The organism is Bradyrhizobium nanningense, from assembly GCF_004114535.1.
GTDB classification, from domain to species: Bacteria; Pseudomonadota; Alphaproteobacteria; order Rhizobiales; family Xanthobacteraceae; genus Bradyrhizobium; species Bradyrhizobium nanningense.
Window position 1 is genome coordinate 356,394 of the sequence record NZ_LBJC01000005.1, and the last position, 25,241, is coordinate 381,634.

The 25,241-nt window shown below is 64.7% G+C and carries 20 protein-coding genes and 3 tRNA genes; 9 read left to right on the top strand and 14 right to left on the bottom strand.

Features of this window, described 5'->3' with window-relative positions; translation table 11 throughout:
• Positions 1-161 precede the first annotated feature (161 nt).
• Positions 162-1,661, top strand: coding sequence for an NAD(P)H-hydrate dehydratase (locus XH84_RS03430; protein WP_128917436.1), 1,500 nt, complete (start codon positions 162-164; stop codon positions 1,659-1,661).
• 183 nt (positions 1,662-1,844) lie between these two features.
• Here the strand turns inward: XH84_RS03430 and XH84_RS03440 are convergent, their stop codons facing one another.
• The gene (locus XH84_RS03440) at positions 1,845-3,146 is read right to left on the bottom strand and encodes a multicopper oxidase domain-containing protein (protein WP_128917435.1); all 1,302 of its coding nucleotides are present in this window, start codon (positions 3,144-3,146) and stop codon (positions 1,845-1,847) included.
• Positions 3,147-3,299: 153 nt separating this feature from the next.
• On the opposite strand from XH84_RS03440, the gene XH84_RS03445 reads away from it, so the two are divergent.
• The 6 genes from XH84_RS03445 to XH84_RS03470 all read left to right on the top strand — a co-directional run bounded on the left by XH84_RS03445 (position 3,300) and on the right by XH84_RS03470 (position 10,774).
• Positions 3,300-3,384: transfer RNA gene (locus XH84_RS03445), tRNA-Leu, on the top strand.
• 174 nt (positions 3,385-3,558) lie between these two features.
• On the top strand, positions 3,559-4,920 hold the full coding sequence (tig, locus tag XH84_RS03450; RefSeq protein WP_128917434.1) for a trigger factor: 1,362 nt from the start codon (positions 3,559-3,561) through the stop codon (positions 4,918-4,920).
• A gap of 280 nt (positions 4,921-5,200) precedes the next feature.
• Complete coding sequence (locus XH84_RS03455) at positions 5,201-5,836, top strand: ATP-dependent Clp protease proteolytic subunit (RefSeq protein WP_128917433.1); 636 nt, start codon at positions 5,201-5,203, stop codon at positions 5,834-5,836.
• A gap of 456 nt (positions 5,837-6,292) precedes the next feature.
• Positions 6,293-7,564, top strand: a complete 1,272-nt coding sequence (gene clpX / locus XH84_RS03460; protein WP_018320118.1) for an ATP-dependent Clp protease ATP-binding subunit ClpX — start codon at positions 6,293-6,295, stop codon at positions 7,562-7,564.
• Positions 7,565-7,887: 323 nt separating this feature from the next.
• Positions 7,888-10,311 (top strand): endopeptidase La, encoded by a 2,424-nt coding sequence (lon, locus tag XH84_RS03465; protein ID WP_128917432.1) that lies wholly within the window; start codon positions 7,888-7,890, stop codon positions 10,309-10,311.
• 58 nt (positions 10,312-10,369) lie between these two features.
• Complete coding sequence (locus XH84_RS03470) at positions 10,370-10,774, top strand: GFA family protein (RefSeq protein ID WP_128917431.1); 405 nt, start codon at positions 10,370-10,372, stop codon at positions 10,772-10,774.
• A gap of 142 nt (positions 10,775-10,916) precedes the next feature.
• On the opposite strand, the gene XH84_RS03475 is transcribed toward XH84_RS03470, so the two are convergent.
• From XH84_RS03475 to XH84_RS03490, 3 genes are all read right to left on the bottom strand, one after another.
• Positions 10,917-10,993: transfer RNA gene (locus tag XH84_RS03475), tRNA-Val, on the bottom strand.
• A 167-nt stretch (positions 10,994-11,160) separates the two neighbouring features.
• Positions 11,161-11,523, bottom strand: coding sequence for a hypothetical protein (locus tag XH84_RS03480; protein WP_092257364.1), 363 nt, complete (start codon positions 11,521-11,523; stop codon positions 11,161-11,163).
• 248 nt (positions 11,524-11,771) lie between these two features.
• Positions 11,772-12,866, bottom strand: a complete 1,095-nt coding sequence (locus tag XH84_RS03490; RefSeq protein ID WP_164935980.1) for an acyltransferase family protein — start codon at positions 12,864-12,866, stop codon at positions 11,772-11,774.
• A 209-nt stretch (positions 12,867-13,075) separates the two neighbouring features.
• Here XH84_RS03490 and XH84_RS03495 point away from each other — a divergent pair, with 209 nt between their 5' ends.
• Positions 13,076-13,933: a class I SAM-dependent methyltransferase gene (locus tag XH84_RS03495; RefSeq protein ID WP_128917429.1), complete on the top strand. Its 858-nt coding sequence runs from the start codon at positions 13,076-13,078 to the stop codon at positions 13,931-13,933.
• Positions 13,934-14,149: 216 nt separating this feature from the next.
• Here the strand turns inward: XH84_RS03495 and XH84_RS03500 are convergent, their stop codons facing one another.
• The 6 genes from XH84_RS03500 to XH84_RS03525 all read right to left on the bottom strand — a co-directional run bounded on the left by XH84_RS03500 (position 14,150) and on the right by XH84_RS03525 (position 21,352).
• Entirely contained in the window at positions 14,150-15,124 is a 975-nt protein-coding gene (locus XH84_RS03500) for a cation diffusion facilitator family transporter (protein WP_128917428.1), read from the bottom strand.
• A 2-nt stretch (positions 15,125-15,126) separates the two neighbouring features.
• Positions 15,127-18,336, bottom strand: a complete 3,210-nt coding sequence (locus XH84_RS03505) for an efflux RND transporter permease subunit (RefSeq protein WP_128917427.1) — start codon at positions 18,334-18,336, stop codon at positions 15,127-15,129.
• Complete coding sequence (gene ihpB / locus XH84_RS03510) at positions 18,329-19,306, bottom strand: divalent metal ion exporter adaptor subunit IhpB (RefSeq protein WP_128917426.1); 978 nt, start codon at positions 19,304-19,306, stop codon at positions 18,329-18,331. Before ihpB ends, XH84_RS03505 begins: the two co-directional genes overlap by 8 nt.
• Entirely contained in the window at positions 19,303-20,577 is a 1,275-nt protein-coding gene (ihpA, locus tag XH84_RS03515) for a divalent metal ion exporter subunit IhpA (RefSeq protein ID WP_128917425.1), read from the bottom strand. The genes ihpB and ihpA overlap by 4 nt, the downstream gene beginning before the upstream one ends.
• Positions 20,578-20,632: 55 nt before the next feature.
• Entirely contained in the window at positions 20,633-20,995 is a 363-nt protein-coding gene (locus XH84_RS03520) for a hypothetical protein (protein WP_128917424.1), read from the bottom strand.
• Positions 20,996-21,112: 117 nt separating this feature from the next.
• Positions 21,113-21,352: a hypothetical protein gene (locus XH84_RS03525; protein ID WP_128917423.1), complete on the bottom strand. Its 240-nt coding sequence runs from the start codon at positions 21,350-21,352 to the stop codon at positions 21,113-21,115.
• Positions 21,353-21,722: 370 nt separating this feature from the next.
• On the opposite strand from XH84_RS03525, the gene XH84_RS03530 reads away from it, so the two are divergent.
• Entirely contained in the window at positions 21,723-22,610 is an 888-nt protein-coding gene (locus XH84_RS03530; protein ID WP_128917422.1) for a hypothetical protein, read from the top strand.
• Positions 22,611-22,669: 59 nt separating this feature from the next.
• Here the strand turns inward: XH84_RS03530 and pepT are convergent, their stop codons facing one another.
• The 4 genes from pepT to XH84_RS03550 form a co-directional block, all read right to left on the bottom strand.
• Positions 22,670-23,920 (bottom strand): peptidase T, encoded by a 1,251-nt coding sequence (gene pepT, locus XH84_RS03535; protein WP_128917421.1) that lies wholly within the window; start codon positions 23,918-23,920, stop codon positions 22,670-22,672.
• 102 nt (positions 23,921-24,022) lie between these two features.
• Positions 24,023-24,337, bottom strand: coding sequence for an HU family DNA-binding protein (locus tag XH84_RS03540; protein ID WP_128917420.1), 315 nt, complete (start codon positions 24,335-24,337; stop codon positions 24,023-24,025).
• A 196-nt stretch (positions 24,338-24,533) separates the two neighbouring features.
• Positions 24,534-24,610 (bottom strand) — tRNA-Asp (locus XH84_RS03545).
• 160 nt (positions 24,611-24,770) lie between these two features.
• The gene (locus tag XH84_RS03550; protein WP_063194782.1) at positions 24,771-24,974 is read right to left on the bottom strand and encodes a hypothetical protein; all 204 of its coding nucleotides are present in this window, start codon (positions 24,972-24,974) and stop codon (positions 24,771-24,773) included.
• Between the last annotated feature and the right edge of the window lie 267 nt (positions 24,975-25,241).

Below are 25,241 nucleotides of genomic sequence, written 5' to 3' on the forward strand. Positions count from 1 at the left end.
AGCCTTTTAACGAGCATCTCTGAGTGGTGGCGCCAACTTGCACAAAATACCGAAGACTACGAAATAGGCAAACGGTTCAATATGTGTGCAGATCGTTGTTCCCCGCGTCGGATCGGCGCGGAAGATGCCTGTTGAAAAGGCGATTGTACTAGGGAAGTGGCATGGAAGTTCTGACCAACGCGGAAATGCAGCGGGCGGACCAGCTCACCATCGCGGGCGGCACACCCGGTTTCAAGCTGATGCTGAGCGCGGGCCAGGCGGTCGCTGATGCCGCCCAGGCGCTGGTGGAGGAGGGGCCGATCCTGATCGTGGCCGGTCCCGGCAACAATGGCGGTGACGGTTTTGTCGCAGCCGCCGAGCTCGCGGCCCAGGGGCGGGAGGTCTCGGTGATCGCCATGTGCGAGCGCGACCAGCTCCAGGGCGATGCGGCCTCCGCCGCGCGCGGCTGGAAGCACCCGGTGCTGCCGTTCAATCCGCAGGCGATCGGAAAGCCCACGCTGATCATCGATGCGCTGTTCGGCGCCGGTCTCAGCCGCCCCGTGGATGGCGAGGCGCGCGCGATGATCGAGGCGATCAACGCCAACGGCGCCCCGGTGCTCGCGGTCGACCTGCCGAGCGGCATCAACGGCACCAGCGCGGCATTGATGGGCGCGGCGGTGAACGCCACCGAGACCGTCACCTTCTTTCGCAAGAAGCCGGCGCATTTGCTGCTGCCGGGCCGGATGCATTGCGGCCGCGTGCGCGTCGCCGACATCGGCATCGACGCGCGGGTGCTGGACGAGATCGCGCCACAGACCTTCGAGAACGATCCGGATGTCTGGGGCGCCGCCTTTCCGGTGCCGCGCATCGACGGTCACAAATACGCGCGCGGGCACGTGCTGGCGGTCTCGGGCGATGCCGCGGCAACCGGGGCGGCGCGGCTCGCCGCGCGCGGCGCGCTGCGGGCAGGGGCGGGCCTGGTGACGCTGGCGACCCCGCGCGATGCGCTCGCGATCAATGCGGCTGCGCTGACGGCGGTGATGGTTCGCCCCGTCGACACGGCGATCGAGTTCGGCGAGCTGCTCGGCGACAAGCGCTACGGCACCTGCATCATCGGCCCCGGCGCGGGCATCGGTGAGCGCACCTGCGATCTCGTCCACACCGCGCTCGCCGCGCAGCGTCGTCTGGTGCTCGATGCCGATGCGCTGACGAGCTTTGCCGCAACCCCCGAGCGGCTGTTCGAATCGATCAAGGCCGCACAGGACAATGCGGTGGTGCTGACGCCGCATGAAGGCGAGTTTCCGCGCCTGTTCTCCGACCTCAGCAACAAATTTCCGGGCCGTTCCAAGCTGGAGCGCGTTCGCGCCGCCGCCGAGCGTTCCGGCGCCGTCGTGCTGCTGAAGGGGCCGGACACCACGATCGCCGCCCCCGACGGCCGTGCCACCATCGCCGCCAACGCGCCGCCCTGGCTCGCCACCGCCGGCGCTGGTGACGTCCTCTCCGGCATCATTGCAGGCCTGCTGGCGCAGGGCGTGCCGGCATTCGAAGCCGCCAGCATCGGCGTCTGGATGCATGGCGAGGCGGCGCGCGAAGCCGGGCCCGGACTGATTGCGGAGGATCTCACCGAAACGCTGCCCGCCGTGCACCGGAGGATCTATGATGCGCTGGGGGTGGAGTATTGAACACAGGCGCACTGACGCGGGAGTAACGTCACGTCCGAAGAGTTGACAGCGTATGACCCTGCGGACGGATCAGGCTATCGACGTCTTTATGGAAGAGGCCAAGAAGACAGGTGACGAAGCCTACATCGCCCACGCACGCAAATGTCGTCGCCCGTGCGCGGCTCGCGCAGCGGAAACGGTAATTCACTCCACCGCGTACCAGCGCACCAGCCGCGGCGCGGCCCAGTCGGTCGCGACGGATTCGAGCAGCCATCGTCCGGGCGCGGTCGCCGCGAAGGCGATGCGGTGGGTCTGGCCGGGCTCGATCGCGAGCGTGTCGAGCCAATAGGGCTTCCAGCCATCATCGAGCTTGTCGAGCAGGCGGAAGGGGTGGCCGTGCAGGTGGAACACGGCGGTGACAGAGCCGGGGTTGTTGAGGGCCAGCATGACGGTGCGGCCGGTCTTGGCCCGGAAGGCGGGCGCGGACGCCGTGGAGAAGTACACGGGCCGCGTCCAGCCGGCGTCGGGGAAGCCGAGCGCGACATCGAACCGCAGGGCGCCTCTTAAGTCGAGCTTCTCGGGAAGGTCGTTCGAAGGGAGCGGCGGCGGCGCCAGCGGAACGCGCCGCTCCAATTGGTCTGAGATCTTGAGGCTGCCGACCTGGTGCGCCGCCTTGCCGTCATGCAGCAAGAATGGGGCTGATGCGGCCGCATCCACAAAGGCGTCGACCCGTGCGCCGGGCGCCAGAACCAGGGCGCCGTTGCGCGCCGAAAACGGCTCGGCCGGCTGTCCATCCAAAGCCAGCACGCGGACGTCGTGGCCTTCCAATTTGATAGCCAGAACAGTGCGTTGGGAGCCGTTGATAAAGCGCAGCCGCAGCCGTTGATGGCCCAAGGCTGAGAGTTCGAATGAAGTCTGCCCGTTGATCGTATAGAGCGGCGTCGCGTCCTTTGGGTTCTCGCCCGGCGGGACAGCCGTGCCATCGGGGCGCAGGCGCCATTCCTCGATCAACAGCACCTCGTCACGATCGACGACGGCCGGGCTGGTCTCGGCCGCGATGATCGGAAGTGGGCGTGCGGGCTGCTTCAGGCCATCCTCGAACAGGCGGAAGTCGGCCAGCAAGGTTCCTGCATTGGGTATTGAAATAATTGATGTTTCGACTGCGTTCGGCGGCGCGGGAGCGCGCCCTCGCAGCGGGTCGGTCGTAACAGGGCCATTGAGGCCGTACCAGACTGGCGCAAGTGGCACAGGAAGGTCGTTCCGAAACACCACTTCGCAACGGTCGCCGCGCTTGAGCCGGACGTCCCGGAGATGGCTTACGGCGGCCAGCTCCCAAATTGGTGTAGCCGGTTGCCCCGCTCCCAGAGCCAGGGTTGACGCCCTTGCCTGAAGGGCGAGCTGGGCGGTCACAGGCGGGGTTGCTCCGCCCGCCAGCACGCCGGCCGCGCAAGCTCCAAGCCCGGCCAGAACCTCGCGCCGATTAGGGTCGAAGATCCGCGGTTTCATCGGCAATCCGGACCACGCCGCGCTGGATAAGTCCAGCCGTCGTGCCTACTTGAAGGCTGCCTCCATCAGGCCATTTTTTTGCTGCGAACAGTCAGGCACATGCTATAAGCCCGGCCGCCCGCGGCATCGCGGCCGGTCTTGATGCAAATTCACGCGGGCGTGGCGGAACTGGTAGACGCGCTGGATTTAGGTTCCAGTGACGAAAGTTGTGGGGGTTCGAGTCCCTCCGCCCGCACCAAGCGCTTATCGCGTTTGCACGGATTACAAGGGTCTGATTCTGCGCGGATGCCCGTCCGCTGGGAGCCGATCCGATGAACCACCGGCGTCGAGGCGTTCGCCTTGCGCCGGATCGATTAATGACAGCGTCCCGACGCATGCGCGCCGGGACCGAACGAGAAGAAGATTGGACGCCATGCAGGTCACAGAGACCCTCTCGGAAGGTTTGAAGCACGAGTTCAAGATCAGCGTTGCCGCGTCCGATCTCGACGCCAAGGCCGGCGCCAAGCTCGTTGACCTCAAGGACAAGGTCCGCATCAACGGCTTCCGTCCCGGCAAGGTGCCGGTCTCGCATCTGAAGAAGGTCTACGGCCGCTCGGTGATGGCCGAGACCATCGACCAGACCATCCGCGACACCAACACGCAGCTGTTCTCCGAGCGCGGCTTTCGGCTCGCGACCGAGCCGAAGATCACCATGCCGAGCGAGCAGGCCGAGGTCGACGAGCTGTTGAGCGGCAAGACCGATCTGACCTACACGGTCGCGATCGAGGTGGTGCCGGTGATCGCGCTCGCCGACTTCAAGACCTTCGAGGTCGAGAAGCCGGTCGCCGACGTCACCGACGCCGACGTTGATGAGGCGATCAAGCGCATCGCCGATACCAACCGCACCTTTGCCGACAAGGGCGAGGGTGCCAAGGCCGCCTCGGGCGATCGCGTCACCATCAACTTCAAAGGCAGCATCAACGGCGAAGTCTTCGAAGGCGGCACCGGCGAAGGCATCCAGGTCGCCATCGGCTCCAACACCTTCATTCCCGGCTTCGAAGAGCAGCTGATCGGCATCGGCGCGGGCGAGACGCGCACGCTGAAAGTGTCGTTCCCGAAGAACTACATGAACGAGAAGCTCGCCGGCCAGCCGGCCGAGTTCGAGACCACCGCGACGCTGATCGAGGCGCCGCAGGATCTCGCGATCGACGACGAGTTCGCCAAGACGCTCGGCCTGGAATCGCTGGACAAGCTGAAGGAAGCCGCGCGCGAGCGTCTGGTTGCCGAGTTCGCGACCGCGACGCGCCAGCGCGTCAAGCGCGCGCTGCTTGACCGCCTCGACGAAGCGCATCGCTTCGAGGCGCCGCCCTCTCTGGTCGATGAAGAGTTCAATCTGATGTGGAACTCGGTCAAGGCCGAGATGGCCTCCGCCGGCAAGACCTTCGCCGACGAGGACACCACCGAGGACAAGGCCCAGGAAGAGTACCGCAAGATCGCCGACCGCCGCGTGCGGCTTGGCCTCGTGCTCTCGGAGATCGGCGAGAAGAACAAGATCACCGTGACCGACGACGAGGTCGGCCGCGCCGTGATCGAGCGCGCGCGCTCGATGCCGGGCCGCGAGAAGGAGGTCTGGGACTATTACCGCAGCAACGCCCAGGCATTGGCCCAGCTCCGTGCACCGATCTATGAGGACAAGGTCGTCGACTTCATCCTCGAGCTTGCGCACGTGACCGAGAAGAAGGTCTCGCGCGAGGACCTCTACAAGGACGACGAGGCGGAAAAGACCGCAGCCTAAAGGCTTTGAGAGAGCCATCTATTAAGGATGATCGGCGAAGAGGCCCAGCTAGCCAGATGGCCGGCTGGGCCTCTTCGTACGAATCAGCTTCAACTGCCCGACGGATTAAGCCTTAATGCGCTCCGCACTTGTCAGAAGCGAATTGGGCTATATCTGTCGGTACGCCTTCTACCTCTGCCAAGTTCCTGCATCACAGGACGTCCATTCGCCCCTCCGGCAAATCCAGCCAAACTGGCCAGCCTGCCCGGCGATGTCCGTCTCCGAAAACCCTAGGTGACTCATGCGCGATCCGGTTGAAACCTACATGAACCTCGTGCCCATGGTGGTCGAGCAGACCAACCGTGGCGAGCGCGCCTACGACATCTTCTCGCGCCTCCTGAAGGAGCGCATCATCTTCGTGACCGGCCCGGTCGAGGACGGCATGTCGACGCTGATCGTCGCGCAGCTGTTGTTCCTCGAGGCGGAAAATCCGAAGAAAGAAATCTCGATGTACATCAACTCGCCGGGCGGCGTGGTGACGTCGGGCCTTGCGATCTACGACACCATGCAGTTCATCCGCCCGCCGGTTTCGACGCTGTGCACGGGCCAGGCCGCCTCGATGGGCTCGCTGCTGCTCTGCGCCGGCGAGAAGGACATGCGGTTCTCGCTGCCGAACGCGCGCATCATGGTGCACCAGCCCTCCGGCGGCTTCCAGGGCCAGGCGACCGACATCATGCTGCACGCCCAGGAAATCCTGAACCTGAAGAAGCGGCTCAACGAGATCTACGTGAAGCATACCGGCCAGACCTACAAGTCGATCGAGGATGCGCTGGAACGCGACAAGTTCCTGACCGCGAACGACGCCAAGGAGTTCGGGCTGGTTGACAAAGTCATCGACAAGCGCGCTGAGGAAGCCGCACCGGCGAAGACCCAGTAACACTACCGGGGTGGGCGGCGATCCCTCGGCGCCCTATGGGGATCGCCTGTCGCCATCAGGTGGCGTTCACGCTATGGACGCGTATGCGCGTTGCAAAACGCAGTTTTCCGCCCTGCGACAGGCAGAAAGTTCCGCTTTCGTGCTTGTTTTTCGTGGCAATCCAGCAACGCCGTAGTGATTTCGGTCACTGCAGCCGTGCCAAGACCGGAAATCACGGTATTGTCACGGGTAGCCGGCGACCCCCGATTAGCGAATTCTTGATAGTCGGGTGACAGCATGGTTGGCTACGATTGATCGGCTATGATCGCGGAGAATCGAGCGACCGTGATTCGCACGGGATATAACGCGTAGGGTCTTTTTTGGTACGGAATTTGCTCTACTTAAGCTTCATACCGACCATCGTGTCGGAATGGAGCGATCGAGCGGAACGGGATCGAACCGCGGACGGAGACATGAATGAGTAAGGTCGGCACGAGCGACTCCAAGAACACGCTGTATTGCTCGTTCTGCGGCAAGAGCCAGCACGAAGTCCGCAAACTGATCGCGGGTCCCACGGTCTTCATCTGCGACGAGTGCGTCGAGCTCTGCATGGACATCATCCGCGAGGAGAACAAATCCTCGTTGGTCAAGTCGCGCGACGGGATTCCGACGCCGAAGGAAATCTGCAAGGTCCTGGACGACTACGTGATCGGCCAGAGCCATGCGAAGAAGGTCCTCTCGGTCGCGGTGCACAATCACTACAAGCGCCTCAACCACCAGACCAAGCACAACGACGTCGAGCTCGCGAAGTCGAACATCCTGCTGATCGGTCCGACCGGTTCGGGCAAGACGCTGCTTGCGCAGACGCTCGCCCGCATCCTGGACGTGCCGTTCACCATGGCGGATGCGACGACGCTGACCGAGGCCGGCTATGTCGGTGAGGACGTCGAGAACATCATCCTCAAGCTGCTCCAGGCCGCCGACTACAATGTCGAGCGGGCCCAGCGCGGCATCGTCTACATCGACGAAATCGACAAGATCAGCCGCAAGTCCGACAATCCCTCGATCACGCGCGATGTGTCGGGCGAGGGCGTGCAGCAGGCGCTGCTCAAGATCATGGAGGGCACGGTGGCTTCGGTCCCGCCGCAGGGCGGCCGCAAGCATCCCCAGCAGGAGTTCCTGCAGGTGGATACCACCAACATCCTGTTCATCTGCGGCGGCGCGTTCGCCGGCCTGGAGAAGATCATCTCCGCGCGCGGGCGGTCGACCTCGATCGGTTTCGCCGCCCAGGTGATGGCGCCGGAAGACCGCCGGACCGGCGAGATCTTCCGCCACGTCGAGCCTGAGGACCTCCTGAAGTACGGTCTCATCCCCGAGTTCGTCGGCCGTCTGCCGGTCGTGGCGACGCTCGAGGACCTCGACGAGACCTCGCTGAAGAAGATCCTCACCGAGCCGAAGAACGCGCTGGTGAAACAGTACCAGCGGCTGTTCGAAATGGAGAACATCGAGCTGACGTTCGCCGACGAGGCGCTTGGCGCGGTCGCCCGCAAGGCGATCGAGCGCAAGACCGGCGCGCGCGGCCTGCGTTCGATCCTCGAAGCGATCCTGCTCGAGACCATGTTCGACCTGCCGGGCCTGGAAGGTGTGGAAGAAGTCGTGATTTCCCGCGAAGTCGTGGAAGGCACGGCGCGTCCGCTCTACATCTATGCCGATCGGTCCGATCGTGCCGTCGAGAATGCCAGCGCCTGACCGACGGCGCTGGAAGGCTCCGATTGTACCTTCAAGTTGGGCTGCGGAAGTGTATCTCCGCAGCCGGTGTTGCGTCGCTTACCGCTGTGCGTAAGCGCCTGATGGCGCGCGTTTTTCAATGACTTGACACCCCCCGGGTCGATAGCCACCTAATGTCGGCGGCGAGCAAAAATTCTCTTCCAGATTCGCCTCAGTTCCGATCCGGCGAGCCGGTCCAACTCGTAGAGGACCGACCGGCCTTGCGGATCACCTCGGCACCTTGTGGCGGTTGCGCATAAGCATGGCGGGCTGCGTGCAAGGGGGCAAAGCAAAAGGAAAAGGCCATGACTAATACAAAACCCCGGCCAACCATCGTCCATGGCGAAACGCACGCCTATCCTGTGCTGCCGCTGCGCGACATCGTCGTCTTCCCGCACATGATCGTTCCGCTCTTTGTCGGCCGCGAGAAGTCGATCCGCGCGCTCGAAGAGGTGATGAAGAACGATGCGCTGATCATGCTCGCGACGCAGAAGAACGCGTCCGACGATGATCCGGCGGCCGATGCCATTTACGAGACCGGTACGCTCGCGAGCGTGCTGCAGCTCTTGAAGCTTCCCGACGGCACGGTGAAGGTGCTGGTCGAAGGGCTCGAGCGTGCGCGCGTGTCGAAATACACCGATCGCGCCGACTATTACGAGGCCACCGCCGTCGCGCTCGCCGACACCGATGCGAAGTCGGTCGAGGCGGAAGCGCTGGCGCGCTCGGTCGTGTCCGACTTCGAGAGCTATGTGAAGCTCAACAAGAAGATCTCGGCCGAGGTCGTCGGCGTCGTGCAGGCGATCACCGATTTCGCCAAACTCGCCGACACCGTCGCCTCGCATCTCGCGGTCAAGATCGCCGATCGCCAGGGCATCCTGGAGACGCTGTCGGTCACCACGCGCCTTGAGAAGGTGCTGGGCCTGATGGAGAGCGAGATCTCGGTGCTGCAGGTCGAGAAGCGGATTCGTTCTCGCGTCAAACGGCAGATGGAGAAGACCCAGCGCGAGTATTATCTCAACGAGCAGATGAAGGCGATCCAGAAGGAACTCGGCGACGACGACGGTCGCGACGAGCTCGCCGATCTCGAAGAGAAGATCTCCAAGACCAAGCTCTCCAAGGAAGCGCGCGAGAAGGCGCAGCATGAATTGAAGAAGCTGCGCCAGATGTCGCCGATGTCCGCGGAAGCGACCGTCGTGCGCAACTATCTGGATTGGCTGCTGTCGATTCCGTGGAACAAGAAGTCCAAGGTGAAGAAGGACCTGGAGCAGGCGCAAGCCATCCTGGATTCCGATCACTACGGGCTCGAGAAGGTCAAGGAACGCATCGTCGAGTATCTCGCGGTGCAGTCGCGCGCCAACAAGCTGACGGGCCCGATCCTGTGCCTCGTCGGTCCCCCCGGCGTCGGCAAGACCTCGCTCGGCAAGTCGATCGCGAAGGCGACGGGGCGCGAATTCGTGCGCGTCTCGCTCGGCGGCGTACGCGACGAGGCCGAGATCCGCGGTCACCGCCGCACCTATATCGGCTCGATGCCGGGCAAGATCATCCAGTCGATGCGGAAGGCGAAGTCGTCCAACCCGCTGTTCCTCTTGGACGAGATCGACAAGATGGGCGCCGATTTCCGCGGCGATCCGTCCTCCGCCTTGCTCGAGGTTCTCGACCCCGAGCAGAACGGGACGTTCAACGACCACTATCTCGAGGTCGACTACGATCTGTCCAACGTGATGTTCATCACGACCGCGAATACGCTCAATATTCCCGGCCCGCTGATGGACCGCATGGAGATCATCCGGATCGCGGGCTACACCGAGAACGAGAAGGTCGAGATCGCGCGCAAGCACCTGATCCCGAACGCGGTGTCCAAGCATGGCCTGGACTCCAAGGAGTTCTCGATCGACGACGACGCGCTGCTGCTGTTGATCCGCCGCTACACCCGCGAAGCGGGCGTGCGTAACTTGGAGCGTGAGCTCTCCACACTCGCCCGCAAGGCGGTGAAGGAGCTGATGATCTCCAAGAAGAAGTCGGTCAAGGTCACCGAGAAGACTCTGGAAGAGTTGCTCGGCGTGCCGAAGTACCGCTTCGGCGAGATCGAGAGCGAGCCGCAGGTCGGTATCGTCACCGGCCTTGCCTGGACCGATGTCGGCGGCGAGTTGCTGACGATCGAAGGCGTCATGATGCCCGGCAAGGGCAAGATGACGGTCACGGGCAATCTGCGCGACGTGATGAAGGAGTCGATCTCGGCAGCGGCGTCCTACGTCCGCTCGCGCGCGATCAACTACGGCATCGAGCCGCCGATGTTCGACCGCCGCGACATCCACGTGCACGTGCCGGAAGGCGCGACGCCGAAGGATGGCCCGTCGGCGGGCGTCGCCATGGCCACCGCGATCATCTCGGTCATGACCGGCATCCCGGTCCGCCACGATGTCGCGATGACCGGCGAGATCACGCTGCGCGGCCGCGTGCTGCCGATCGGCGGCCTGAAGGAGAAGCTGCTGGCTGCGGCCCGCGGCGGTATCAAGATGGTGCTGATCCCCGAGGACAACGCCAAGGATCTCACGGAGATTTCCGATGCGATCAAGGGGGGCATGGAGATCATCCCGGTCTCCCGCCTCGACGACGTTGTCGCCAAGGCATTGGTGAAGAAGCCGACGCCGATCGTCTGGGAAGAGGACACCAAGGTGACGGTGAAGCCTGACGGCGACGAGGCCGCCGGCGGCCTGACCGCTCACTAGGCCATCGCGAAAGATGATAAAACGGCGCCTTCGGGCGCCGTTTTTGTTGGGGAGAGCGATGCGGATCGACGGGCAATGCCATTGCGGGCGGATCACCTATGAGGCCGAGATCGATCCTGAGGCGGTGTCGGTCTGCCACTGCACCGATTGCCAGACCCTGACCGGCTCGCCATTCCGGGTGACCGCGATCTGCACCAAGGCCGACGTCCGCTTGACCGCCGGCACGCCAAAAATCTACGGCAAGCGCGGCGATAACGGCCGGATGCGCTTCCAGCACTTCTGTGCCGATTGTGGTTCCCCGCTATTCACCAGCGGCGAGGGCGATCAGGCCGACGATTGGGGCATCCGCTGGGGTTCGATCCGCCAGCGCGACAAGCTGCGGCCCATCAGGCAGATCTGGTGCCAGTCGGCCGCGGTGTGGATCGACGCGGTGCCGCTGCTGCCGGGGCGGCCGCAGGATTGAGGGCTGAGATTGCGGGGCCGTAGCGCGCGTCAGAAAGCCTGCCTTCGCCCGTTGGGCTTCGGCGCGGCAGCCTTCGCTCGCTTCGCGCTGATGATCTGCTGTGCTGGCCTGCCGAGCCGTAGCTCGCGAAGCGAGCGAAGGCTGGTGGGCGGTCACGGATTCGAACCGCGGACCCTCTCGGTGTAAACGAGATGCTCTAACCAGCTGAGCTAACCGCCCAAGTGCGCCTCTTTAGCGCCCCGGTGGGTGCCGAAGCAAGAGCCCAGCGCGCCGCGCCTTGGCTCCAATTCGCGGCCAGGCCGGGGCTTTTAACGCCGAACGCGAGCGGCCCTGCAGCAGGCGCGCTGCAGGGCAACCGTGTTTCGCCTCGAAACGCCCGCCTGGTGTTAGGCTGTCTTGGTGAACATCGTCAGGACACCGTCGGCGATGTTGATCGCGACGACTTGCGACGAGCTCAAGCCCTTGGCCTTGAGCACGGAGGCTGCCTGCGGTGTGGCGTCGATCGACTGCCGAAGCGATTGGATGTCCTTGTCGCTTGTGTGCGCCACGAGTTCATCGACTTTCGCGCGCACCGCCGGCTGCAATTCCTTGACGTCGACGACCTGGATGCTCCGGATCTCCGTGCTGGACTGCGTGGACGGCTGTTCCGCGCCGGGTTGTGACGATGCGCCCTGTGCCTGCACGAGAGCCGGTGTTCCGAGGGAGAGAGCCGCAACGATGACGGATGCGGTGAATCTGCGCATGGGCATGCCTTTTCCAGTTTGAGGAACGGCGAAACCTATCGCCGAAATCTGGTTGGCATCTGATTCCGATGTGGCCGTTCGGTGAAACCAATGCGGCCGCAATGCGCACACGCGCGACACGCTGCGCCAGGCGCGCGAGAGGTCGGCTCAGCTGGTTGGCACATCTCGTTTACACCGAGAGGGTCCGCGGTTCGAAGCCGTGACCGCCCACCAGCCTGCCGGTCAGTGCGCTTGCGATTCAGCGCGGATCGGATCTACCCGACCGGCTCCTGGCGCGCGACGTCTCCGCTGGGCGCGGCGGCTTGATACCGGCTTCCCGCCGCTGACGGCTGCGATCGACGAACCCAGGCGAGCGGGTTGGCCAGCAATGCTGTCAACGGTTTGATCGCGGGTCTCTCGACAAGTGCAAAGACCAGCCAGGCCATGGCGGCGAGGAAACCCGGCAGCACGACGGCTCGAACGAACAGGGCCGAATTATAGTCGCGGCCAATGTGAGCCCAGTGCAGGATCATATTCCCGATGTCCTGATGAAGCAGGTAGAGCGGATAGCTGATGACGCCAATGAAGGCCAAGGGGACGGCCGCGGCGCGAAGCGATCGAAGCAGGACGTGGTCGTACCGCGCGGCAAGATAGACGGCCGCCGTGCCGGACCATAGCAGCAGCGAGCGGTACATCTCGATCGCGACCGACGGCTGCTTGACGTTGAAATTCAGATGATAGAGTTCGACCGAAAACGCCACGGCGATCCCAATGATCGCCTCCCTGCTGCGCCCCCTGACGAGAGCTGCGACGCTCATGCCGGCAATGAAGAACGGAAAGAAATCGTTTGAGGTGTAGAAGTCCGTGCTGGTGGTCAGGGTCCGGAAGATGGTCACCACGCAGAGCAGCGCCAAGAGACGTTGCTTGAGGCCCAGCGCCATCATCAGGAAGCAGAAGAGGTAGAACTGAAATTCAATCTGCAATGACCAATAGGCGCCGTCGGGCAAATGATGATCGACGCGGAGGACATTGAGAGTCGGAAGAGATATCAACGTGTAGACGTAGTCGAACCAAGTCACTCCACGGCCGGGCTCGACCAGATCGGGCATCACATTCTTGAACAGCGTGGTCAGCAGTCCGCAGACGATCAGCGCCGGCAGCAGGCGGCCGAGCCTCTTGGCGTAGAAGTGCCAGGCCGATTGCGAGGTCTCAACGCTGAATGCGATGCAATAGCCGCTGATGATGAAGAACAGCAGCACGCCGAACGTGCCCCGATTGAAGATCTGAAGCGGGACAAAGTGGTAGAGCAGCACCCAGATGATCGAGATGGCGCGCAGGCAATCGATGCCGACTGATCGTTCGGATTTCAAAGGGTTTCCCCATGTTTCCCGAGTTAGAACAGTGGGTCCCGATTGTGTCAACTCTGGACCCCGTCGCTCACGTCGCTCCCGTACCTTTCCGCTCGCCACTGTGGCTGCCGTCAGATACCTCGCCGGAATCGGTCTTGCGTCCGGGAACTGCATGCGGATAAGCGTCTGTCGGCGGGGCGGACAGCCGGCGCGATCCGAAGGAGAATGCGATGCAACAGCCTGGCCACGAGCAGAACGCCGACCAGATCGCCTATTGGAACGGCCCGAGCGGCCAGCGCTGGGCCGATCGCCACGCGGCCCAGGAGAGCCTGCTCGGACCCATTGCGGACGTGCTGATCGACCGCGCCCGCCCGATGCCCGGTGAGCGTGTCCTCGACGTCGGCTGCGGCTCCGGTGCGACGACGTTCGCGTTCGCCAAGGCGGTAGCGCCTGACGGATTTGCGCTCGGCCTCGACGTGTCCGAGCCGATGCTGGCGCAGGCGCGCGCGTTTGCGCCAAAGGGCCTGCCGCTCGATTTCGTGTTGGCGGATGCAACGGTCCATTCGTTCGAGCCGGCCAGCTTCGATCTGCTCGTCTCGCGCTTCGGCGTGATGTTCTTCGCCGACCCCGTCGCGTCCTTCACCAATCTGCGGCGCGCGCTGAAGCCGACCGGCCGGCTCGCCTTCGCCTGCTGGCGCGAGCCGAAGGAGAATCCGTGGATGATGGCGCCCCTGATGGCGGTCTACAAACATGTGCCGAAGATGCCGCCGGTCGGGCCGGAGGAGCCGGGTCCATTCGCCTTCGCCTCGGAAGAGCGCGTGATGCGCATCCTGAAGGGGGCGGGCTTCGTCGACCCGGCGATGGAGCCGAACAATCTGCCGATGGACGTCGCCATCGGCGGCGGCCTCGATGCGGCCGTCGAAGGCGCGCTCCAGATCGGCCCGGCCAGCCGCGCCCTGCAGGGCCATCCGCCGGAGACCTATGAGGCCGCCAAGGCGTCGATCCGCGAGATGCTCGCGCCATTCCAGAAGGGCCAGCGCGTTGAGTTGCAGGGCGCGATCTGGATCGTGACGGCGAAGGCGGGGTGAGCGCGAGCTGTCGTTGCGGCTTGCGTCTCTGTCAGACCCGTCATCCTGAGGTGCGAGTGGCGCGATGCTTAGCATCGCGCCGGGAGCCTCGAAGGATGAACGGCCTCGATGCAGCCGGGCCGTCGCCCTTCGAGGGCCGCTGAAGAAGCGGCCCCCTCAGGGTGACGGTGAGAGACGCGCATCGCCCCAATCGGTGCGCACCACCGCAGCAACCCCTCACACCACATCATCCGGCGCCAGCGCGCAGCCGTTGTCGGGATGGGTCTCGACCTGAAGCGTGGTGTGGCCGATGCGGAATGATGTCTTCAGGAGCTGGGTCGTCTCCATCAGGAATGCATCGCCCGTGCCCGCGGGCATGACGAGGTGGCAGGTCAACGCCGTCTCGGTCGTCGAGATCGGCCAGACATGGAGGTCGTGAATCCCGGAGACGCCCGGCCGCGCCAGCAGGAACGCCCGGATCGCAGCGAGGTCGGTGCCCTTGGGCGCTGCGGCCATCGACATGTCGATCGAGCCGCGCAAGAGGCTGGTGGTGCTCCAGAGGATCGTCGCGCAGATGACGAGGCTGGTGACGGGATCGAGCCAGAGCCAGCCGGTCCAGATGATCAGCGCCGCCGAGATCATGACGCCGAGCGAGACCGCGGCGTCCGCTGCCATGTGCAGGTACGCGCCCTCGATGTTGATGTCGTCCTTACGTCCGCTGGCGAACAGCATCGCGGTAAATCCGTTGATGAGGATGCCGATGCCGGCGACCACCATCACGGTGAGGCCCGCGACCGGCTCCGGCTCGCGCAGGCGCAGGATTGCCTCCCAGCCGATCGCGCCTGTCGCAACCAGCAGGAACATTGCATTGGCCAGCGCAGCCAGGATGGTGGAGGCGCGCAGGCCATAGGTGAAGCGGCCGCTCGGCGCACGCCGCGCCGCGACCGAAGCGCCCCAGGCCACGACCAGGCCGAGCACGTCGGACAGGTTATGGCCGGCATCGGCGAGCAGGGCGGTGGAGTTGCCGACATAGCCGTAAGTTGCCTCGGCCACGACCAGCGCGGTGTTGAGCGTAATGCCGACTGCGAACGCCTTGCCGAAATTGGCGGGCGCATGGACATGGCCGTGTCCAGGGCCATGATCGTGGCCATGATCATGCGAATGACCTGCATCATCATGGTGGTGATGACCGTGGTGGTCGTGGCTGCCCAATTCTAGCGCTCCCCGGACGTCGCCAAATCAGGCGCCATTGTAGGCGTTTCGACTGCCACGTCACGGCGGAACAGCACGTAGAGCGCCGGCAGCACCAGCAGCGTCAGGATGGTCGAGGAGATAATGCCACCGATGACCACGGTTGCCAGCGGCCGCTGCACCTCCGCGCCGGCGCCGGTGGCGAGCGCCATCGGCACGAAGCCGAGCGAGGCGACGAGGGCCGTCATCAGCACAGGGCGCAGTCGCGTCAGCGCGCCCTCGCGCACGGCCTCGGCGATGGGGCGCCCCTCGCCGCGAAGCCGTTCGATGAAGGCGATGATGACGAGGCCGTTGAGCACGGCGACGCCCGACAGCGCGATGAAGCCGACACCGGCGCTGATGGAGAGTGGAATGCCGCGTAGCAACAGCGCCGCAACGCCGCCGGTCAGCGCCAGCGGCACGCCGGAGAACACCAGCGCCGCATCCGCCGCCGATCCCATGCCCATGAACAGCAGCAGGAACACCAGCAGCAGCGCCACCGGCACCACGATCGTCAGCCGCTTGGTGGCGGAGACGAGCTGCTCGAACTGGCCGCCCCAGCCGATCCAGTAGCCCGGCGGCAGCTTGACCTTCTCGGCGATCACCGCCTGCGCCTCGGCCACGAAGGAGCGCAGGTCGCGCCCCCTGACATTGGCCGTCACCACCACGCGCCGCTTGCCGTTCTCGCGGCTGATCTGGTTGGGCCCGGGCGCGATCTCGATGGCCGCAACGGAGGACAAAGGTACGTAGCGCGGCGGAGGGCTCGATGCGCTTGCGAAGGCCGTTCTGGTCGCGGCGGCATCCTGGACCTGCGGCAGTGGGATCGGCAGCGACTTGATGGTCGCGGGATTGGCCCGCAGGCTTTCCGGCAGCCGCACTACGATGTCGAAGCGGCGATCCCCCTCGAACAGTTTTCCGACCGGCTTGCCGCCGATCGCGATCTCAACCAGGTTCTGCACCTCGCTGAGACTGAGGCCGTAGCGCGACAGTGCCTGGCGGTCGAGCTTGACAGTGAGGATGGGCAGGCCCGCGATCTGCTCGGTCTTGACGTCGGCGGCGCCGTCGATGCCGCGGATCGCGGCGTTGACCTGCGCGGCAACGCCGGCGAGCAGGTCGAGATCGTCGCCGAAGATCTTGACACCGACATCGCTGCGGATCCCGGCGATCAGTTCGTTGAACCGCATCTGGATCGGTTGGGTCATGCCGTAGGCCGAACCGGGCAGGGTGTCCGCGGCGCGCTCGATGTCTTCGACCACCTCCTGTTTGGACTTGTCGGGATCGGGCCATTGCTCGCGCGGTTTCAGGGTCACGAAGGTGTCGGCGGCGTTCGGCGGCATCGGATCGTTGGCGATCTCGGCGGTACCCATCTTGGAGAAGACCAACGCCACTTCCGGGACCTGCTTGATCGTCGTCTCGAGCCGGACCTGCATGTCGGCACTTTGCGTCAGGCTGGTGCCGGGAATTCGGATCGTCTCGATGGTGAGGTCGCCTTCATCGAGGCTCGGGATGAACTCGCCACCCATGCGCGTTGCAGCGAACAGGCTAGCCGCGACGATCACGACGGCGGCCGAGGCGACGCTGCCGCGGTAGCGAATGGCACGGTCGAGCAGCGGCACATAGAACCGCGTCGCCGCGCGCATGAAGATGTTCTCCTTCTCCGAGATCTTGCCGGAGACGAAGATCGCCACCGCAGCCGGAACGAAAGTGACCGACAGCAGCGCCGCGCCGGTGAGCGCCATCAGCACGGTGAGCGCCATGGGGGTGAACATCTTGCCCTCCGTCCCCGTCAGGGTCAGGATCGGCAGGTAGACGACGGCGATGATCAGCATGCCGAACAGGCTCGGCTTGATCACCTCGCTGCTTGCCGTAAGGATGGTTCGGAGCCGTTCCTCCCGAGTCAGCAGCCGGCTGCGGCGGTGCTGCTCGGCGGCGAGCAGCCGCAGGCAGTTCTCGACGATGATGACCGCACCATCGATGATGATGCCGAAGTCGATCGCGCCGAGGCTCATCAAGTTGGCGCTGACCTTGCTCTCGACCATGGCCGTTATGGTGAACAGCATCGAGAGGGGTATGATACAGGCGGTGATCAGCGCGGCGCGAATGTTGCCGAGGATCAGGAACAGCACCGCGATCACGAGCGCCGCGCCCTCGATGAGGTTGTTCTCGACGGTCTGAATGGTGGCTTCGACCAGATTGGTGCGATCGTAGACCGCGCGCGCGATCACGCCCTCGGGGAGCGACTTCGCGATCTCGCCGAGGCGCGCCGCCACGCGCTGGGCCACGGCGCGGCTGTTCTCGCCGATCAGCAGCATGGTGGTGCCGAGCACGGTTTCCTTGCCGTTGACCGATGCGGCGCCCGTGCGCAGCTCGTGGCCTTCCTGTACATCGGCCACGTCGTGAATGCGCACCGGCACGCCGCCGCGCGAGCCGATCACGATGTCCTTGATGTCGTCGACGTTGCCGACCTGACCGGGTGCGCGAACGAGGTATTGCTCGCCGTTACGTTCGATGTAGCCCGCGCCGACATTGGCGTTGTTGGCGGCCAGCGCCGTCATGATGTCGCGAAAGCCCAGCCCGTAGGCCATCAACCGTCCGGGGATCGGCAGCACGTGGAACTGGCGCTCATATCCGCCGATCGAGTTGACCTCGACCACGCCGGGAACAGTGCGCAGTTGAGGCTTGATGATCCAGTCCTGGATGGTACGCAGCTCCGTGGGGCTGAACTCGACGCCGGCCGGCGATTTTGCGCCGGGCTTTGCTTCCACGGAGTAGACGTAGATCTCGCCGAGCCCGGTCGAGATCGGTCCCATCAGGGCCTCGACGCCGGCCGGCAACTGATCACGCACCTGCTGAATGCGCTCGTTGACGAGCTGACGGGCGAAGTAAATATCCGTGCCATCCTGGAAAACGACCGTGACCTGACTTAGGCCGTAGCGGGAGATCGAGCGCGTGTGGTCGAGCCTGGGCAGGCCGCCCATCGCGGTCTCGATCGGAAAAGTGATGCGTTGCTCAGCTTCGAGCGGCGACAGTCCGGGCGCGCGGGTGTTGATCTGGACCTGAACGTTGGTCACATCAGGGAGCGCATCGATCGGCAAGCGCGTGAAGTTCCAGGCTCCGAAGGCGCCGGCCGCGAGCGCAACGAGGATGACCAGCCAGCGCTGGCGGATGGAGAAGGCAAGGAGCGTCTCAATCATGATCGGCGTCTCCCTTGCCCATTTCGGCCTTCACCACGAAACTGTTTTCGGCGACGTAGTGCTCGCCAGCCGACAGGCCCGCGCGGATCTCCACGTATTTCGAATCGGATTCACCGAGCTCGACCGGACGGGCCTCGATCTTGTCGCCGTCCTCGCGGACGAACACGACCGTCTTGCTCTCCAACCGCTGGATCGCTCCTGCGCGTACGGCAACTGCAACGTTGCGATGGGCCAGCACAAGCCGCGCCGTGACGAACAGGCCGGGACGTAGGCGCCCATCCGGGTTTTGCAGCACCACGCGGGCCAATGCGGTCTGGGTCTCGCTCGAGCCGATCGGCGCCATGTAGGAGATCGTGCCCTTGATCTCGCCGCGGCCGTCGTCGGGATCGATCAGCACCTCGTCGTTGAGGTGGATGTGGCGGAGGTCCTGCCGATAGATCGACAGATCGACCCAGATGGTGGAGAGGTCGGCGACCACGAAGGCCGGCTTCTGCTCGGAGGCGTATTCGCCGAGCGAGATCTGCCGCTCGATGACGGTGCCGGCAAGGGGCGCCTTCAGCTCGTAGACGGTGAGGCTCTGGTTGCTCTCGATCGCGGCGAGCAGGTCGTCCTTGGCGACCTTGTCGCCGATGCGCCTGACGATCGATTTGGCGAGGCCCGGAAAGCGCGGCGTCACCTGCACCACGGCTTCCTGGTTGGCGCGCAGAATGCCGTTGAAGGCGAGCGTGTCGGTCAGTGTCGCGCTCGCAGCCTCGGCCAGCGTGACGCCTGCGGCGGCCAGCTTGACGTCGGAGATGCGGATGCGGTCGGCGCCGTGCTCGTCCTGCTCGACATGGTCGTTCGGCTTCTTCGGTTCGGAATGCTCGGCGTGCTCGGCGGGTGCGACCTTGGCCGGGGCGAGCAGGGAGTAGAAGTAAGCGCCGAGCGCTGCAGCAACGATGGCCACGAGAATGGTAGAGGAGGTCTTCATCGTACGCTCTCCCGCGCCAGCGTGAAGGGATTGCCGACGAGGCCTTCGATGGTCGCAACGCCGGCATGGAAGTTCTGCAGCGCCTCCTGCTCGCGCAGCCGCGCCTGGGTGACGCTGGCCTGGGCGTCGAGCACCTCGAGCAGGGTGAAGCGGCCCTGGCCGTAGCCTTGCGAGATCGCCTCGGACGCCTCAACGGCTTTGGGAATGGCGATCTCGCGCAGCACCGCGAGCTCGCGCAGCGAGCCCTGGAGCGAGTCGTAGGCGCGCCCGGCAATCACGATCAGCGTGTTGCGGTTGGCCTCGCGCTCGACTTTGGTCTTGGCGAGGCTTTCCTGCGCCGAGAGGATATTGCCCTGGTTCTGGTCGAACACGGGGATAGGGACCGACAGGGAGAGCCGCACCGCGTCGTCATTGGTCTCGTTGAAGTGGCGCCAGCCGGCGGCGATCCGCACGTCCGGATAGGGCTTGAGCCGCGCCAGCAGCAGCTCGGCATTGCGCAGGGCAAAGACCGCGGTCCAGCGCACCAGCTGCGGATTGGCGTCGATGGCGGCGACGACGGACTGAAACGTCGGCGGCTTGCCCATGGTGTCGAGCCGGCCGGAGACCTCGCCGAATTTCGCGGCAGGATCGCCCATCAGCACCGCAAGCTCCCGCCGGGCGCTTGCCAGCGTGGCCTTGAAGCGTTCGCGGTCGGCCTTCACCAGGGCGGAAGCGACCTCGGCGCGGCCGGTCTCGGCCGGTGAGGAGGCACCGGCCTCGACGCGGCGGCGCAGGAGCGGCGTCAGGCGGTCGATGGCGGCGATCTGCTCGTCGAGGATCTGGATCCGGTGCTGCGCGCCCAGCACGCTGAGGAAGGCGATCGCGGTCTCCGACAGTACCTCGAGCCTGACGGCCTTGCGCTGGATCGAGGCGACTTCGACACCGGCCGCTCCGGCCGCGATCCGCGCGTCGCGCTTGCCGAACAGCTCGAAGGCCTGGCTGATCTGGAGGGTGGTCTCGGCCGATCGGGTCCCACGATATTTGCCGGAGCCGAATGAATCGTCCTGTTCGTAGGACAATTCCGGATTGAGCAGTGCGCCGGCCTGGATGCGCTGGCCCGTGGCAATGCCGACATCGCGCTCGGCTGCCGTCAGGCGCGGGCTCGCGGCCAGCGCGCGCGACAGTGCACTGCGCATGGTCAAGGTCTGGGCCTGCGACGGTGCAAGCGCCATTCCGGTAATCAGACAAGCTGCCGCACACGCCAGGCGCGCGGCCATTCCCCTGCGAAACATGAAGCCGACCTGTGAAGGATGAACCTAATGGGCGCGGAACGCCCGACCAATCCATTCAGGCAATATGTTTGGGAGGGGGAGAGTCGGTATCGGGGATGATTCCGGCCAGCCGCGGGGCATGGTGCGGGCATGTTGCCGGCACCGGCGCAACCGACACGGCCGATGGCGCCGGCTGGGTGACCGTCAGCGAGAAGCAGCCATGGCAATGATGTCCGCCGATGGCCTTGTGGTCGCCATGGCCCGCGGGTCCGTCCAGGACCGCGGCAATCTCCGAGCCACCGCTCGGCGTGGTGACGTCGATATCGTGCGAGCCGTGCAGCGCGCCCGCGAGCAGATAGACAACCGCGATCAGCACGGACAGCAGCCCGCGCCAATTGCGCGGACGGCAAGTTCGTGAGGGCTGGCGGTTCGCGAGCACGACGTCACTCTGGTTACGGTCGGTGCCCGGCCTAGCATGGCGGCGGGAACAGTGTCGACCCGCAACATTGTTACGTCCCTGGAACAATTGCCGCAGCGGTGCGTCCGCGCCGGCCACTCACTGGCGGACGATGACGCGTCGATGCGGGGCAGTGGTTTCAATGATGGCCGTTCGGGCCGACTCCGGAACGTGGCTGTCATCGTCGGCCTCGACGGCAATGGCACGACAACTCGCCTCCATCGCCCGCTCCAGCCATTTGATGGCTTCGTCGATCCACTGGTCGTGATGCTCGGGATCGGCGAGGGCCTTTTCCCGGAAAGCATCCGCCTGACGCAGGCACGCCGTTCTGCGATCCACGCGCCTCTCCCGATCTGGAGGTTCCGCCCCGATCGCATCTTTGATGATCCCGCGGTCGGCGTCGTTAACATAAGACAGGCGAGGGGAGAGATTGGCCCATCGCAAACGCGGAAAGGCCCCAGCCGGCGGCTGACCGGCTGAGGCCCTTGTGCTCACAATCTCATCCTTGGGACTCGACCAACTAACGCGCATCCGGCCGGTTCGTTCCGCAATGGATGCCGAATTTAGGAACGTTCCTCCTCCCTTCTGATTAGCGAGCAGAAACATCTTGAGGAGGATGGGACCATGGACGGACTGATTTACCTGATCGGCTTGATCGTCGTGATCATGGCGATCCTGTCGTTCTTCGGCCTGCGCTGAGAGGACGACAATGGAAACGCTCGTACGGGAAGAAGTGATGGAGGGCGGCGTGACGGCGGCCGACGACCGCCGGACCATCCAGTGGAGCTCGGTGTTCGCCGGCGCTCTCGCCGCTGGCGCAATGTCGTTCATCCTGATCGGCTTTGGGGTCGCCGTCGGTCTGGGTGTCAGTTCGGCCTCGCCGACCTGGCGCGATGCCTCGGCGGCACTGGCGCTGCTCTCCGGGCTATACTTGATCATCCAGGCGATCGTCAGCTTCGGCTTCGGCGGCTACATCGCCGGCCGGACGACCCGACCGGCGCCTGCGCTTGCAACGATCGAGGATGATGGCGAGCGGCGGGACGGCCTGCACGGGCTGACCTCCTGGGCTCTGGCCGTGCTGGCCGGCGCGGCTCTGCTGGCGCTGCTCGGCGCTGCCGCGATCGACCGTTCGCCGATGCGCAGCTCGGCAAGCAATATGTCCGCAGCCGAGCCTCTGTTGAGCTACGAGCTCGACAAGCTGTTCCGCGCACCGCGGCGCGCGCCCAACATCGACCTGAGGGAAGCGCGTGCCGAAGCGGGACGCATTCTGATGACCTCGTCCAGTCATAGCGGCGTCAGCACCGATGACCGGGCCTACTTGGTACAACAGGTTGCTGGTCTCACGGGACTGCAGGCCCCCGACGCCGAACGACGCGTCGATGCGCTGATCGCAGACTCCAAGACGGCGATCAACCGTGCGCGGCGCAACTCCATCATTGTGGCGTTCTCGGTCGCAGCCGCGACCCTGATCGGCGCCGCGGTGGCCTGGGCTGCGGCCGTGGCCGGCGGGCGGCATCGCGATGGTGAGCCATTGCCGAACTGGATGGCGAGCTCGAACCGCTTCCATCGCAATCCGCGCGCGATGCCGGTGCCGTAGTCTCTCGGTCTCTCGGCGATGGCCGGGCGCAAGCCCGGCCGATGCGTTTGCGAGAAGCGTCAGGCCTTCTCCTCCCAGATCATCGCGAGATGCACGATGGTCTGCACGGCTTTCTCCATGTCCTGCCGGCTCACCCATTCGAGCCGCGAATGAAACGCGTGCTCGCCGGCAAAGATGTTGGGGCAGGGCAGGCCCATGAAGGACAGGCGCGAGCCGTCGGTGCCGCCACGGATCGCCGTGCGCATCGGCCGCAGGCCGGCCCGGCGGATCGCCTCGATGGCGTATTCGAGCACGTGCGGGTGACGGTCGATCACCTGCTTCATGTTGCGGTACTGCTCCCGCACCTCGAATTTGTAGGTCGAGCGCGGATAGTCCTTCATCACGTCCTTGACGATGGTCTCGAGCAGGACCTCCTTCTCCTTCAGGCCTTCCTCGGTGAAGTCGCGCACGATGAAGGAGAGTGTCGCCTGCTCCAGCGCGCCCTCGATGCCGATCGGATGCAGAAAGCCCTGCTTGCCCGAGGTCGTCTCCGGCGAGCAGCCTTCCCTCGGCAGCCGCTCGACGATGGCGGCCGCGATCTTGATGGCGTGCTCCATTTTGCCCTTGGCATAGCCGGGATGAGCGCTGACGCCGTTGATGGTGATGGTGGCGCCGTCGGCCGAGAAGGTCTCGTCCTCGACGCAGCCGGCGCTTTCGCCGTCTATGGTGTAGCCGAAATCGGCGCCCAGCTTCTTCAGGTCGACATTGTCGACGCCGCGGCCGATCTCTTCGTCCGGCGTGAACAGGATCTTGATGGTGCCGTGCTTCACGTCGGGATTGTTGATGAAGAAGTGCGCGGCGTCCATGATCTCGGCAACGCCGGCCTTGTTGTCGGCACCCAATAGCGTCGTGCCGTCGGTGGTGATGATGTCGTTTCCGATCTGGTTCTTCAGCGCCGGATGCTCGTTGAAACGGATCACCTGGCTGGTGTCGCCCGGCAGGGTGATGTCGCCGCCGCGATAGTTCTTCCAGATCTGCGGCTTGACGTCCTTGCCGGTCACGTCGGGCGAGGTGTCCATGTGCGAGCAGAAGCAGATCACCGGCACCTTCTTGTCGGTGTTCGCCGGGATCGTGCCGTAGACATAGCCGTGATCGTCGAGATGCGCGTCCGCGACGCCCATGGCCTTCAGCTCGGCGGCGAGGACGCGGCCGAGATCCTTCTGTTTCTCGGTCGAGGGCGAGCGAGGGGAGTCCGGATCGGACTGGGTGTCGATGGTGACGTAGCGCAGGAAGCGCTCGGTCACGGTGTGCGAAAAGGTGAGGGAGGACATGTCTGGTCAAACCGCCGGGTCAGGGGAAGAGAGGCGGTATACCAGAAAGCGGGCCGCGTTGCGGCCGCAACGCGATGAGATCAGGCCTAATGAAACGTTGCCTCAGATCGCCTCTTTCAGTTCCTTGACCGGACGGAAGGTGACCTTCTTGCTGGCCTTGATATGGATCGGCTCGCCGGTGGCGGGATTGCGGCCGGTGCGGGCGGCGCGCTTGCGGACCTGGAGGATGCCGAGCCCGACGATGCGGACGCGGTCGCCCTTCTTCAGGTGCTTGGCGATCAAATCGACCATGTCGGTCAGGACCGCCTCGGCGTGCTTTTTCGACAGGTCCTGGCTCTCGGCGATATCGGCGGCGAGGTGCTTGAGCGTGATGGTGGCGGGTGCGACTGCCTTCTTCGCCGAATCCTTCTTAGCCACGACGGGTCTCCTCAATGACAGGGAAGCCCCGGAAAAGCCGGAAACGCGTGGGGATCCCTCTAAGCCTTGGAAGGCGTAGACGATTCGGGCGCGGGCTGACTATGCCGAGAGTTCCCGCCGTCCGCAGGCAAAGCCTGGCGCAGATGCGCTGGGCGTTGAAAATGTCGGGCTAAGGCTATGAAGGGATTGCCAAAAATGGCGCGAGAGACGGGGCTCGAACCCGCGACCTCCGGCGTGACAGGCCGGCGCTCTAACCAACTGAGCTACTCCCGCGTGGTTCGCTGATAGCGCGCGGAACGAGGGGGGACTTAAAGGTGGGGCTGGGTGAAGTCAAGGACGTTGCGCTTGCGCGGTGCATCTCGGCTAAGCATTGCTCTGGAAAACGAAAAAGGCCGCTCCGAGGCGGCCTCTGGTCAGCCCGGACAAGGACGTGTCAGCGGATCTCCGAGGTCCCGGCGCTCGTCACCACCACCGGCTTGCCGGCCTTGATCACGTGGGTGGATTGGGCGGTCTGGCTGTAATCGGCATTGGTGCGGGCTGCAATGCCGAAGCCGGCCACCATGATGCCAGCCACCAGCGCCACCACCACGATCTTCAGGTGGGTCGCACGATCAGCAGAGTGAATGGAGTGGTTCATCTGAGCCTCCCGACGGGCTTTGCCGCCGTCTATGGCTCCTGTCTTAAGGACCATCTGTTTCCGGATGGTTTCGCGGGTTCCGCAAAATGGTTTCATCTCGCCGCCGGTTTTCGTCCCTCGGCGGCCGGAAGGCGAGGGCCGGTTGGTCGCGTCCGGTGCCAGGCCATGCGCCCGGGCTTTGCGCAAGCTGATCTACTAGTCGGTTAATCCGAAGAAGAGTTGCGCGCCGATCTCGCAGCAATCCTTGGAAATGTTGGATCACTTCTA

Excerpts from the sequence above, each read along its gene's own strand:
- XH84_RS03455 (WP_128917433.1), top strand. The coding sequence starts at position 5,201 with ATGCGCGATCCGGTTGAAACCTACATGAACCTCGTGCCCATGGTGGTC.
- XH84_RS03470 (WP_128917431.1), top strand. The coding sequence starts at position 10,370 with ATGCGGATCGACGGGCAATGCCATTGCGGGCGGATCACCTATGAGGCC.
- XH84_RS03550 (WP_063194782.1), bottom strand. The coding sequence starts at position 24,974 with ATGAACCACTCCATTCACTCTGCTGATCGTGCGACCCACCTGAAGATC.
- ihpA (WP_128917425.1), bottom strand. The coding sequence starts at position 20,577 with ATGTTTCGCAGGGGAATGGCCGCGCGCCTGGCGTGTGCGGCAGCTTGT.
- pepT (WP_128917421.1), bottom strand. The coding sequence starts at position 23,920 with ATGTCCTCCCTCACCTTTTCGCACACCGTGACCGAGCGCTTCCTGCGC.
- tig (WP_128917434.1), top strand. The coding sequence starts at position 3,559 with ATGCAGGTCACAGAGACCCTCTCGGAAGGTTTGAAGCACGAGTTCAAG.
- XH84_RS03505 (WP_128917427.1), bottom strand. The coding sequence starts at position 18,336 with ATGATTGAGACGCTCCTTGCCTTCTCCATCCGCCAGCGCTGGCTGGTC.
- XH84_RS03430 (WP_128917436.1), top strand. The coding sequence starts at position 162 with ATGGAAGTTCTGACCAACGCGGAAATGCAGCGGGCGGACCAGCTCACC.
- XH84_RS03440 (WP_128917435.1), bottom strand. The coding sequence starts at position 3,146 with ATGAAACCGCGGATCTTCGACCCTAATCGGCGCGAGGTTCTGGCCGGG.
- ihpB (WP_128917426.1), bottom strand. The coding sequence starts at position 19,306 with ATGAAGACCTCCTCTACCATTCTCGTGGCCATCGTTGCTGCAGCGCTC.
- lon (WP_128917432.1), top strand. The coding sequence starts at position 7,888 with ATGACTAATACAAAACCCCGGCCAACCATCGTCCATGGCGAAACGCAC.
- XH84_RS03495 (WP_128917429.1), top strand. The coding sequence starts at position 13,076 with ATGCAACAGCCTGGCCACGAGCAGAACGCCGACCAGATCGCCTATTGG.
- XH84_RS03530 (WP_128917422.1), top strand. The coding sequence starts at position 21,723 with ATGGAAACGCTCGTACGGGAAGAAGTGATGGAGGGCGGCGTGACGGCG.
- XH84_RS03480 (WP_092257364.1), bottom strand. The coding sequence starts at position 11,523 with ATGCCCATGCGCAGATTCACCGCATCCGTCATCGTTGCGGCTCTCTCC.
- clpX (WP_018320118.1), top strand. The coding sequence starts at position 6,293 with ATGAGTAAGGTCGGCACGAGCGACTCCAAGAACACGCTGTATTGCTCG.